Below are 12,006 nucleotides of genomic sequence, written 5' to 3' on the forward strand. Positions count from 1 at the left end.
CGCCTTCAGAACGCGCCCTTCTCGCCGACGTCGAGGATGTCGGTCGGCACGATGAGGATCTCGCGGGCGAGCAGGTCGGTCGCGACGCCGAGCGCCGCCGCGATGTGCGGGGTCTGCATGTGGGCGTCGAGGTCGGCTTGGCTGCGCCACTTCTCGACCGTCACGAACGTGTCGGGGTCCGCGACGCCGCGCTGCAGGCTGTAGAGGATGCAGCCCTCCTCGCCGTGGGTGCCGGCGGCGAGCTCGCGCAGCGCCGCCTCGAGGGTGTCTCCGGTTCCAGGCTTGCCGGCGATGACGGCGACGGTTCCGATCACGGTGTTCCTCCCACGGTGGACGAGTGGGGTCATCGTGCCCGCAGCCGTCAGCGCGCTCCGCGGCGGGTGGCCAGTTCGCCGATCAACGTCGCGGCGGCCACGATCCCGACGAACGCGGAGTAACCGAGTGCAGTGTGCAGCAGTCCCAGGTGGTTCACGAGGAACCCGGCCACCACGGCCGGAACGCTGAAGCCGATGTAGCTGACGACGTAGACGGCCGAGAGCAGGCTGGCGCGCTCGTGGGGCTCGGCCAGTTGGGTGACGCCGCGCAGCGCGCCGAGGAACCCGACCCCGAAGCCCCCGCCCGCCACGAGGGCCGCCACGACGAACAGCCACAGCGAGGACGTGGCCAGCGCGATCAGGACGAGCGCCGCGCCGGCGACCAGCGCGACGGTGCCGACCCGGGTCATCGGCGCGGGTGCGAGGTCGCGCAGCAGGAACGCGGCGAGGGCCGCGGCAGCCGGGAGCAGGGCGATGATCAGACCGGTCTGGGCGTGGTTGGTCAGTCCGAAGACGACGGCGAGCAGTGATCCGCCGAGCGAGAGCACCATGCCCCCGAGCGCCCACGACGCGACCATCACCGGTGCCGCCGCGGCGAACGCCGACCGGGCCTCTCGCGGTACCGAGACCCGCGGACGGAGCGAGGCCAGCGCGCCCGGCGTCCGCTGCACCGACTCGGGCAGGACGGCGACGACGGCCGCGAGGACGAGGAACAGCCCGCCCAGCAGCCAGAAGACCAACTGCGAGGGGTCGGGCGCGTACTGGACGAGCACACCCGCGCCGACCGCTCCGACGGCGAGGCCGCCGGTGGGGGCGAGGCTGTTGACGAGCGAGCCGAGCCGCGAACCGTTCGCCGGCTGCAGGTCGAGCAGGTAGGCGCCGAGGACGGCGATGGCCGAGCCGGTCGCCACGCCCTGCACGATGCGGGCGGCGAGCAGCCACCCGGTGCCGGAGGCCTCCACGAACAGGCCCATCGACACGGCCTCCAGCACGAGCCCGACCGCGAGCACCGGCCGGCGGCCGATGTGGTCGGACAGCCGCCCGACCGTCAGCAACGTCGCGAGCAACGCGATGACGTAGATCGCGAAGATGATCGTGAGCGTGACGGACGAGAAGCCGAACCGCTGCTGGTACACGGCGTAGAGCGGGCTGGGCGCGCTGGAGGCGGCGAGCATGGCGGTTGTCGTCGCGGCGACGATCCAGAAGCCCACCCGACGGGGCACGTGGCGCCTGCGGGGCGCCCCGGGGCGACGGTGGGTACCCGTCGTGGGCGCCACCTGTGAGCTGGGGAGCACTTCGGTCATGCGGGACTCCAGTCGTCCTACCGTGCGTTGGTCTGTTCGAGTTGCCTCGAAGGGTCCGAACCGGTCGGGTCCCCCGAACGTTCCAAGAAAGTCGAACTGTGATGACGACCACTGCCACGGACGCCCGGCCGCGCACGATGCCGCACCCGGACGCCGCGGACATCGAGCTCACGTCGGTGCTGTTCGCGCTGTCCGATCCCGCCCGCCTCGAGCTGGTGCGCCTCATCGCGGCCGACGGCCCCCAGACCGTGGCGCAGTGTCACAGCGTCGACCCGGGCACGCCCAAGTCGACCTTCTCCCACCACCTCAAGACGCTGCGCGAGGCGGGCGTGGTGCGCAACGTCCCCGTCGGGCGCCAGCGGCAGATCTCGCTACGCCGCGACGACCTCGACGCGCGCTTCCCCGGACTGCTCGACGCCGTCCTCGACGGCGAGGCGTGACCGGTCGTGGTCGTCTCCGAGCGTGAACTGCTGGCGCTGCCCGAGGCCGAACGCCAGCACCTCGCCGCGGTGCTGCTGCAGGCCGGGTGCCCGACCGAGATCGCGGCGGCCGACCGTCGTCGCCGGCGGCGGTTCCTCGCACTGACCGGCGTCGCCGTCGTCGTCCTCGCGGTGTGGATCGTCGGGCTCGGCACGACCCTGCCGCAGACCGAGACGGTCGGGCAGTGGCGGCTGGTGTGGGTCGGCTTCGACATCGGCCTGCTCGTCGCCTTCGCGACCTGCGGCTGGGCCGCCTGGCGCGGGCGGCAACTGCTCATCCCGGCCACGCTCGTCACCGGCACCCTGCTGTTCTGCGACGCCTGGTTCGACACCGTGCTGTCGTGGAACACCGACGAACGGTGGTGGAGCGTCGTGTCCGCCGCCCTCGTCGAGGTGCCGCTGGCGATCTGGTTCTGGTGGCTCTCGGGTCGGCTGGTCAAGCGCACCGTCGCGATCGCCCGCGCCCGCCTGGCCCTGACGGCCGAGGTGCCGCCCCTGCGTGAGATGCGCCTGTTCGACCCGATGCTGGTGGGGCCGGTTCAGACGTCCGTGCGGTAGGCCCGGGCCGCGACCTGCACGAACGACCGCACGAGCGGTGACGTGTCCGACGCGGGCCACGCGAGTGCGAGTGCGCTCGGCGGACGGTCCGATGCCGGCACCGCCCGCAGCCCCGCCGGCAGCACCTGGTCGACCGGCGCGAGCACCGACATCCCGTTCCACAGCACGGCTTGCAGGCACTCCTGGATCGTCCGCACCGGGGTGTCGTCGGACGGGCTGACGCCCGGGCCGGTCCAGTACGCCGTCCAGACCGGGTCGGTGTCCGGCGGCAACCGCACCCAGCGCCGACCGGACAGGTGGTCGACCTCCACCGACGTTGCATCCGCGAGCGGGTCGTCGTCCCGGACCACCAGGCCGACCGTCTCGGTGTGCAGCACGTGGGTGGCGAGTCCGGTGTCGTCGAACGGCAGCCGGGTCAGCGCGACGTCCACCAGTCCCGCCCGCAACCCGGCACTGGGGTCGCCCAGATCGGTCTCGTGCACGGTCACGGCCACGCCGGGGTGCTCGGCGCGGAAGGCTCCGACCAGGCGACCACCGACGAGGTCGACGGTGTCGGCGAGCGACCCGACGGCGAGGGTGGAGCTCCCGGCGGTGGCGCGGACCTCGTCCACGAGCCGGTCAGCCCGCCCGAGCAGGGCCACCGCGCCCTCGTGCAGCATCCGACCCGCGGCCGTGAGCACGACGCCCGTCGTCGTGCGCTCCAGGAGCGTGACGCCGAGGTCGGTCTCGAGTCGGCGCAGCGCCCGGCTCAGCGGTGGTGACGTCATGTGCAGGCGGGCGGCCGCGCGCCCGATGTTGCGCTCCTCGGCGACAGCCACGAAGTACCGGAGGCCGCGCAGGTCCACCTCGTCGACGCTACCTCGGGGTGTCGTACCGGACGGGTAACGCGCGAACCGAACGGGACCTGGCTCCGGCGGGCGACGCCGGACACGGTGGACCCATGACGACGCGGACGCTGACGATGGCCACCGGCCCCTACGACACCACCCGGGCACTGTTCGACGGATCGGTCCACGTCGAGGGTGTCGACGTGACGATGCGGAGCGCGGCGACGCTGCCCGACATCTTCCGCGCGATGATGCGCGGGAGGGAGTTCGACGTCGCCGAACTGGGCTGGACCTGGTACCTGCGCGAGTTCGGGCCGGACACGCCGTACCTCGCGCTGCCGGTCTTCCCGAACCGGGTGTTCCGGCACTCCTGCGTGTTCGTGAACCGGAACGCGGGCATCGAGGGTCCGGCGGACCTCGTCGGGAAGACCATCGGCGAGTGGGGGATGTACGGGCAGGACTCCGGCGTCTGGGCCAAGGGCGTCCTCTCCGACGACTTCGGGTTCGACCCCGCCGCGAACCGCTGGGTGATCGGTGGGCTGGACGCGCCGGCCGAGCCCTTCGACGTCGTGCCGCAACTGCGGCCACCCGGCATCGAGATCACCGACGTCACCGATCGCGCCCTCGCGCACCTGCTCGAGGACGGCGAGATCGACGCACTGGTGACGGCCAACGTCCCGCAGATCGTGCTCGACGGCTCCGCACGCGACATCACGCGGCTGTTCCCCGACTTCGTCCCGGTCGAGGCGGACTGGTACCGGCGCACCGGGGTGTTCCCGATGATGCACCCGGTGGTGATGCGGAAGGACCTGCTGGCCGACACCGGTCTCGTCCGCGCGGTCTACGACGCCTTCGTCGCGGCGAAGGACGTGGCGATGCAGCGGCAGGCGTACGCGCGTCGCCTGTTCGGCGCGACGATGATGCTGCCCTGGGCCGATGCCCTGCTCGACCGCAACGCCGAGGTCTTCACCGGCGACTGGTGGCCGTACGGCGTCGAGGCCAACCGCCGCACCGTCGAGATGTTCCTGCGCTTCCACCACGCGCAGGGCCTGTCGGATCGACGACTCGAGGTCGACGAGGTGTTCGTGCCGTCGCTGCTCGACGCGTGAAGGGGGACCTCGCGCCGTGGCGCATTACTTGACGGTGTGAATGAATTCACCGTAGCCTCCGCTGGACGTCCGATTCGTCCTCTGGAGGCCACTGGTGTCCCCTCAACGTCCCGTCCGACGCCCGTCGGTCCGCTCCGCCGCCCGGGCCGGCCTCGCCGCCGCGCTCGCCGTCGGCGCCCTCGCCGCCTGCGGTACCGCGTCGGCGGCACCCACCCCGTCCACCCCGACACCCGGCGCTGCCGCGGTGAGCTCCGCGGCGTCGTCGCTCGCCGCGACGGCCGCGGCCGGGTCGCGGGTCGACCCGTCCCAGGGTGCGGCGGCCAAGCCCTACATGGGCTGGAGTTCGTGGAGCCTGCAGTCGTCGAACTACCCGGGGTTGAACCCCGGGGGCAACGGCAGTTGGCTCACCGAGGACCACGTCCTGCAGCAGGAGCAGGTGCTCGCGACGCAGCTCAAGAGCCACGGCTACACGTACCTCAACATCGACTCGGGCTGGAGCGATCGCTTCGACGAGTGGGGGCGTCCGATCGCGAACCCCGACCGCTTCCCGCACGGGCTCGCCTGGCTCGCGGACAAGGCGCACGCCGACGGCCTGAAGCTCGGCACCTACCTCGCCGTCGGTCTGGACAAGCGCGCCTACGACGACGGCAACACGCCGATCTTCGGCACGACCAGCTGCCACACCCGCGACGTCGTCTACCCCGACCTGCGCACCACCAACGGGTGGGACCTCGCCTACAAGATGGACTTCTCGAACCAGTGCGCGCAGGCGTACGTCAACTCCATCGCGATGGAGCTCGCCGACTGGCACGTCGACTTCCTCAAGCTCGACGGCGTGGGGCCGGGCTCGAACAAGGGCGGTCCGCAGTACGACAACACCACGGACGTCGCGGCGTGGTCGATCGCGTTGCGGGCCACCGCCCGGCCGATCCAGTTCGTCCTGTCGTGGGCGCTGAGCCCCCGGCAGTCCGACACGTGGCGCCAGTACACCAACGGGTGGCGGGTCGACACCGACGTCGAGTGCTACTGCGACACCCTCGTCACCTGGAACAACTCGGTGAAGCAGCGCTTCGACGACGTCGTACCGTTCCTCGACCTCGCCGGCCTGGGGCGCTGGAACAACCTGGACTCCCTCGACGTCGGCGTCGGGGCGATGGACGGCCTCACCGACGCGGAACGCCAGACGTACACGTCCTTCTGGGCCCTGCAGGCGGCGCCGCTCTACCTCGGTGACGACCTCACGAAGCTCGATGCGTACGGCCGTTCCCTCATCACCAACGACGAGGTCATCGCCGTCGACCAGGCGGGTCGGGTGGCCCGCCCGGTCGACCAGCGCAGCCAGCAGCAGACCTGGTACAGCCGCAACCCCGACGGCTCCGTGGTGGTCGGCCAGTTCAACCTGGCCGACAGCCCCGCGCGGGTGACCACGAAGCTCACCGACGTCGGCCTCAGTGGCACCGCCGTGGCCCGCGACCTGTGGAAGCACAAGAACCTGGGTGGTGCGTCGGGTCAGTTCGGCGCGACGTTGCCAGCCCACGGCTCGCGCCTGCTCGTGCTGACCCCGGTCGACAGGACCGCCACGGCGGTGACCGGTCTGCGGGCGACGTCGGCGACGTCGTCGGGTCTCACCCTGGCGTGGAACGCGGCGCCCAGGCGAGGCTCCACCTACGTCGTGCGGGTCGACGGCGCGAAGGCCGTCACCACGACGTCGACCACGGCCACGGTCGGTGGGTTCGCCGCGGACAGCCGGCACACCGTCACGGTCGGCCTGCGCGGAACGGGCGGCGCGGTCACGGCCACCTCGACACCGTTGACGCTCAACGTCAGTGCCGCGGGCGGGCCCGTCACGTACGAGGCGGAGGCGCCGAGCAGCGTCTTGGCCGGCGGCGCGAGCCGGGGCGACTGCAGCGCGTGTTCCGGCGGCGCGAAGGTCGGCAACCTCGGCTACTCGCAGTGGGTCACACTCACTGGCGTTCAGGCGCCCCGGGCGGGCACGTACGTCGCCCGGTTGTCCTACCTGGACGGCGACTCCGCCCGGCAGGTGCAGGTGAGCGTCAACGGCGGTACGCCGGTGTGGGTGAACGCGGTCGGCACGAACGACAACGACTGGTCGACGCCGCACACGGTGACCGTGTACCTGCCGCTCGCCGCCGGGGCGAACGACGTGCAGCTGCTCAACACCAGCGGCTACATGCCCGACATCGACGCCCTGACCGTCTAGGGGTCTCCGTCGCCGACGGGGTTCCGGCGAGTGGTCACCTTCTGCGTCGAGTGGTCAAGAATTTCCGACCACTCGACGGAGGAACTGCCCACTCGCCGGAGATCGACGGTGGCGGACTCACCGGGCGGTCAGGTCGCGGGGCGCCGGCCCTGCCGGACGAACGCGCGGATGACCGACGCGGCCGCGCCGCGGGCCCACGCCTCGAAGGTGTGGGCCCGCAGCTGCAGGTCGCAGCGGCCGGCGGCGCCGAACGCGCCCGCCGCGAACGCCTCCCGCAGGCGGCGGTCGTAGAGGTCGAAGTCGGAGACGGCCTCACCCTCGATGACGACCACCCGCGGGCCGATGAGGTTGACCACGGTCGCGATGGCCGTGCCGATCGCGCTCGCGGCGCGGTCGAAGGCCTCGACGGCCGCAGGGTTCCCGGCGTGGGCGAGGTCGACGGCGTCCGCGAGGGTCAGACCCGTGCGGCCGGTGGCGGTCTCGACGTCGGCCAGCACGGCGTCGGTCGAGGCCACGGTCTCCAGGCAACCGGTACGGCCGCAGGTGCAGGGTCGACCGTGACCGGCGATGGGGAGGTGGCCGATCTCGCCGGCCACCCCGAACGCGCCGCTCACGACGTCGCCGTTGACGTAGATTCCGCAGCCGATCCCGGACCCGATGGTCACGATGACGAACGGGTCGGCGCCGCCGCGTCCGACCCCGAACCACCGCTCGGCGATCGTCAGCGCGCGCACGTCGTTGTCGATGCGGACCGGGAGCCCGGTGGCCGCGGCCACGGCGTCGCCGAGAGCGACGTCGCGCCAGCCCAGCAGTGGTGAGTGCCGGACGACCCCGGCGGCGGTGTCGACGTCGCCGGAGACCGTGACGCCCACCCCGATCACGCGGTCGTCGGCCGCCCCCAGATCACCGCGCAGCCGTGCGACGACGGCGGTCACGGTCCTGCTGACCTCGCCGACGGTGTGACGTCGCAGGCCGCGGCGGTGCCGGACGAGCACGGACGCGCCGAGGTCGGTGACCACCCCGACCACCTCCTCACGGGTGACCTTGACGCCGACCGCCAACGCGGCGTCGGTGACCACCCGCACCGGCACGGGCGGGCGGCCCGCCCCGGCGGCCGGGCGGGGGGTGTCGACGTCGTGGAAGGTGACGAAACCCGCGGTCACGAGCGGGGCGACGGCCTTGGTCACCGCGGCCTGCGACAACCCCGTGGCCTGGGCGATGGCGACGCGGGGTGCGGGGCCGGAGGTGAGCAGGTGGGTGAACACGTCGATGGCCGCGGGGCTCACGGCGGGCAGCCGTGGACGCGCCTGGGTCATCGCTCGCCCGTCCCTTCCCGTGCCTGCGGTGTACGACGCCATTGTCCCGGTGTGCGTGAGGGAGCGGGGGAGGCGCGGGGAGGATGGGGATGTGACCAACCGGCTGGCCTCCGCCACGTCCCCGTACCTGCTGCAGCACGCCGAGAACCCGGTGGACTGGAGGGAGTGGGGTGACGACGCGTTCGCCGAGGCCCGGCGCCGGAACGTGCCGATCCTGCTCTCGGTGGGGTACGCCGCGTGCCACTGGTGTCACGTCATGGCACACGACTCGTTCGAGGACGAGGGTGTGGCCGCGGTGCTCAACCGGGACTTCGTGGCGATCAAGGTGGACCGGGAGGAGCGGCCCGACGTCGACGCGGTCTACATGAACGCGACGGTGGCCATGAACGGCTCCGGCGGCTGGCCCATGACCGCGTTCCTCGACCACGACGGCGCGCCGTTCTTCGCCGGGACCTTCTACCCGCGCGCCCAGTTCTTGCAGCTGATGGAGGCGGTCACCGAAGCCTGGACGTCGCGCCGGTCGGACGTCGCCGACGCCGCGGCGCAGCTGACCAAGGTCCTCGCCTCGCGGCAATCGTTGCCCACTGCAACTGAACCGCTCGGTGCGGACGACCTGGCCGGCGCGGTCGCGGCGCTGACGCAGTCGTTCGACTCCGCCCGCGGCGGTTTCGGCGGCGCGCCGAAGTTCCCGCCGTCGATGGTGGTGGAGTTCCTGCTCCGGCACCACGAGCGCACCGGGGACCCCGCGGCGCGCCGGATGGCGGTGCAGACGCTGGCGGCGATGCACCGCGGCGGGATGTACGACCAACTGGCCGGTGGCTTCGCGCGCTACAGCGTCGACGCCGCCTGGGTCGTGCCGCACTTCGAGAAGATGCTCTACGACAACGCGCTGCTGCTGCGCGCCTACACCCACGCCGCACGGTTGTTCGCCGGCACGCCCGAGGGTGACGAGTTCGCGGCCGTCGCCCACTCCACCGCCGCGTTCCTGCTGCGCGACCTGCGCACGGAGGAAGGCGCTTTCGCCTCGGCCCTCGACGCCGACACCGACGGTGAGGAGGGCTTGACGTACGTCTGGACGCCCGCCGAGCTGGCGGAGGTGCTCGGGCCGGACGACGGTCGGGCGGCGGCCGAGGTGTTGTCGGTGACGGCCGAGGGCACGTTCGAGCACGGCACCTCGACGTTGCAACTGTTGCAGGGTGCACCGGAAGCGTGGCCGGAGTGGCGGGAGAAGTTGCTCGCCGCCCGTGACCGCCGGCCGCAACCGGCCCGTGACGACAAGGTCGTGACGGCGTGGAACGGCCTGGCGATCGCCGCCCTGACCGAGGCGGGCGTGGTGCTCGACGAGCCCGCCTTCGTCGCGGCGGCTCGGGCGGCGGCCCGCTTCGTGGTGTCCACCCATCTCGTCGGCGAGGGCCGGGGTCGGTTGCGTCGTTCCTCGCGGGACGGCGAGGTGGGCGCGGCGGTGGGGGTCGCGGAGGACCACGGCGACCTCGCGGACGGGCTGTTCCTGCTGCACCAGGCCACGGGGGAGGCGGTGTGGGCCGAGGTCGGGGAGTACCTGCTGGACCTCGTGCTCGACCACTTCGCCGACGGCGAGGGCGGCTTCTTCGACACCGCCGACGACGCCGAGACGCTCATCGCCCGCCCGCAGGACACCGGCGACAACGCCACTCCGTGCGGCACGACGGCGATCGCCGGGGCGTTGCTGACGTCGGCGGCGCTGACCGGCTCGCTGGAGCGGCGGGCCGCGGCCGACGCCGCCGTGCAGTCGATGGCGTCCCTGGTCGGGATCGACCCGCGCTTCGCCGGCTGGTTGCTGGCCGTCGCCGAGGGGATGGCCGCGGGTCCGGTCGAGGTGGCCGTGGTCGGCGCGCTCGACGACCCCGCCGCGGCCGACCTCGGCCTCGCCGTCTGGCGGCACCGTCCGCCCGGCGCCGTGGTGGTCGCGGGCGACGTCGGCGACCCGCGGCCGTTGCTGGTCGACCGCCCGCTGGTCGGCGGTGCCCCCGCGGCCTACGTGTGCCGGGGGTTCGTCTGCGACGCCCCGGTGACGACGCTCGAGGACCTGGTCAGCGCGCTGACGCGGTGACGGCGTCGCGCAGGGCGGCGGCGAAACGGCGGCCGCCCTCGACCGACGGCACCGCGACCCGGAACCAGTCGGGTCCGAGGCCGGGGTAGTCGTCTCCCTTGCGGACCAGGAACCCCCGCTGGCGTAGGGCCAACCGCAGGGCCGAGCCGCCCGGCCGGTGCACGAGCACGAACGCGGCCGTGGCGCCGGGGGTGAGCCCGACGCCCGGAACGGTGCCCAGTGCATCGATCAGTGCAGCGCGGCGGGCGGCCAGGTCGTGGGCCCACTCGCCCGACTGCACCAGCACGTCGGCCGTGGCCGCCAGCGCCAGCGCCGCGAGCGAGGTCCGCGACACCGGCCAGGGCGACTGCCAGCCCGCCAGGCGCCGGGTCAGGCCCGGCGCGGCGAGCAGGTAGCCCGCGCGCAGCCGGACCAGGTCCCACGCCGGCGGCAGCGAGCGGACGACCACCAGGCCGTCACCCGCGCGGCCGGCGACCGAGTCGGGTTCGCCCGGGACGCACTCGGCGAAGGACTCGTCGACGACCACCACCCGGCCGGGGCGGATCAGGGCGTCGACGGTCTCCCACGGGTGGACCACCGACGTCGGGTTCGTGGGGTTGGACAGCACGACGAGGTCGGCGTCGGCCGGGACGTCGGCCGGGTCGAGCGTGAACGGCGGACGCAGGACCACGCGCTGCACGGCGTGACCGTGCGCGCGCAGGGCCGCCTCGGCCGCGCCCGCCTGCGGGTGGACCACGACGGCGTGCTCGGGCCGGAACTCCCGCGCCACGAGCTCGTACGGCTCCGTGCCCCCGGCCGTCACGAGCACCTCGCGCGGCTCGCGGCCGTGGCGGGCGCCGAGCGCCGTGCGGGTGGGGCTGTCGCCCGCCATGTCGAGCAGGTCCAGCGTGCGGCCGGTCAGCCGCCGGCCCAGCCAGGGCGGCGGTTCGGACCAGCGGACGGTCACCGAGAGGTCGTGTTCCTCGGGATCGGCGCCCGGGCGGGCGTCGGCGTCGGTGACCGGCCGGCCGGTGTCCAGGGGGTCCATCCGGTCGACGCCGTCCTGCCCGCCGAACCGCTGCCGCTCGTCGTCGTACCGGCGCAGGCGTGGCAACGGCCGTCCCCCCGGTTGCGCCCGCGCCACGGCAGCCATGGTGCCAGCGCGCTCCGACAGTCCTCCGGAACCCGGAGTTGATCAAGGAGCTGTGGTCGTACGACACGCCGGTCGCAGCGACCACAGCTCCTTGATCAACGTCTCGGGGTCCTACAGGTCGGGGCCCTCGGTGCGCAGGCGGTCGACCTCGGTCATCGCGTCGCGCAGGCTGCCCAGCCAGTCGTCGGCGTGCTCGCCCACCAGGCGCACGCACCAGGCGAGCGCATCGGAGCGGGAGCGGGCGACGCCGGAGTCGACGAGGGTGTCGAGGACGCGCCGCTCGGGCTGCCGGAGCCGGGTCATGACCGGCACCGACTGGTTGGTGAACACCTGCTCGGTGTCACCGATGGCCGCGCCCCAGGCGATGGCCCGGCCGTACCGCGCCTGCGCCTCGGAGTCGATGGCCATCCGCTCCTCGCGGGTGTCCTCCCGGAACCGCTGGATGCGGCCCAGACGGGCGGCCTCGCTGTCCGCGGTGTCGTCCGGACCCTCGACCGGCGGCAGTTCGCCGACGACGGTGATCTCCTCGCGGTCGATCTCGACGCGCGGGGCGCCGGTGAACCAGCCGTCGGGGAGCCGGCCCGCGAGCCAGGCCGCGGCGTCGTCGGCCGACGGGAGGTCGGCCTGCTGCCCGCCGCCCGCGCCGCGCCAGCGGCC

General features: G+C 73.2%; 11 protein-coding genes. 5 read left to right on the forward strand and 6 right to left on the reverse strand.

Features of this window, described 5'->3' with window-relative positions; translation table 11 throughout:
- Positions 1-5: 5 nt before the first annotated feature.
- Together ACXR2U_RS13630 and ACXR2U_RS13635 are read right to left on the reverse strand one after the other, a co-directional pair.
- Positions 6-314: a putative quinol monooxygenase gene (locus tag ACXR2U_RS13630; protein WP_458825592.1), complete on the reverse strand. Its 309-nt coding sequence runs from the start codon at positions 312-314 to the stop codon at positions 6-8.
- Between the two features lie 47 nt (positions 315-361).
- The gene (locus ACXR2U_RS13635) at positions 362-1,537 is read right to left on the reverse strand and encodes an MFS transporter (protein WP_458825593.1); all 1,176 of its coding nucleotides are present in this window, start codon (positions 1,535-1,537) and stop codon (positions 362-364) included.
- A gap of 182 nt (positions 1,538-1,719) precedes the next feature.
- On the opposite strand from ACXR2U_RS13635, the gene ACXR2U_RS13640 reads away from it, so the two are divergent.
- Positions 1,720-2,058 (forward strand): ArsR/SmtB family transcription factor, encoded by a 339-nt coding sequence (locus ACXR2U_RS13640; protein ID WP_458825594.1) that lies wholly within the window; start codon positions 1,720-1,722, stop codon positions 2,056-2,058.
- 6 nt (positions 2,059-2,064) lie between these two features.
- Complete coding sequence (locus tag ACXR2U_RS13645) at positions 2,065-2,655, forward strand: hypothetical protein (RefSeq protein ID WP_458825595.1); 591 nt, start codon at positions 2,065-2,067, stop codon at positions 2,653-2,655.
- Here ACXR2U_RS13645 and ACXR2U_RS13650 read toward each other — a convergent pair.
- A complete protein-coding gene (locus ACXR2U_RS13650; RefSeq protein ID WP_458825596.1) occupies positions 2,637-3,500 on the reverse strand; it encodes a LysR family transcriptional regulator in 864 nt (287 codons plus the stop codon). The two genes, ACXR2U_RS13645 and ACXR2U_RS13650, sit on opposite strands and share 19 nt — an antisense overlap.
- A gap of 95 nt (positions 3,501-3,595) precedes the next feature.
- On the opposite strand from ACXR2U_RS13650, the gene ACXR2U_RS13655 reads away from it, so the two are divergent.
- Positions 3,596-4,591: a substrate-binding domain-containing protein gene (locus ACXR2U_RS13655; RefSeq protein WP_458825597.1), complete on the forward strand. Its 996-nt coding sequence runs from the start codon at positions 3,596-3,598 to the stop codon at positions 4,589-4,591.
- A 94-nt stretch (positions 4,592-4,685) separates the two neighbouring features.
- Complete coding sequence (locus tag ACXR2U_RS13660; protein WP_458825598.1) at positions 4,686-6,812, forward strand: alpha-galactosidase D; 2,127 nt, start codon at positions 4,686-4,688, stop codon at positions 6,810-6,812.
- Positions 6,813-6,940: 128 nt separating this feature from the next.
- Here ACXR2U_RS13660 and ACXR2U_RS13665 read toward each other — a convergent pair whose 3' ends face one another.
- The gene (locus ACXR2U_RS13665) at positions 6,941-8,128 is read right to left on the reverse strand and encodes an ROK family protein (protein ID WP_458825599.1); all 1,188 of its coding nucleotides are present in this window, start codon (positions 8,126-8,128) and stop codon (positions 6,941-6,943) included.
- A gap of 91 nt (positions 8,129-8,219) precedes the next feature.
- Between ACXR2U_RS13665 and ACXR2U_RS13670 the strand changes: the two genes are divergently transcribed.
- Entirely contained in the window at positions 8,220-10,217 is a 1,998-nt protein-coding gene (locus ACXR2U_RS13670) for a thioredoxin domain-containing protein (RefSeq protein WP_458825600.1), read from the forward strand.
- Here ACXR2U_RS13670 and ACXR2U_RS13675 read toward each other — a convergent pair.
- Both ACXR2U_RS13675 and ACXR2U_RS13680 read right to left on the reverse strand, forming a co-directional pair.
- A complete protein-coding gene (locus tag ACXR2U_RS13675) occupies positions 10,198-11,244 on the reverse strand; it encodes an aminotransferase class I/II-fold pyridoxal phosphate-dependent enzyme (RefSeq protein ID WP_458825605.1) in 1,047 nt (348 codons plus the stop codon). The genes ACXR2U_RS13670 and ACXR2U_RS13675 overlap by 20 nt on opposite strands.
- A 216-nt stretch (positions 11,245-11,460) precedes the next feature.
- On the reverse strand, positions 11,461-12,006 hold a 546-nt coding region (locus ACXR2U_RS13680), incomplete at its 5' end, for a hypothetical protein (protein ID WP_458825601.1).

Source organism: Jatrophihabitans sp. YIM 134969, assembly GCF_054456675.1.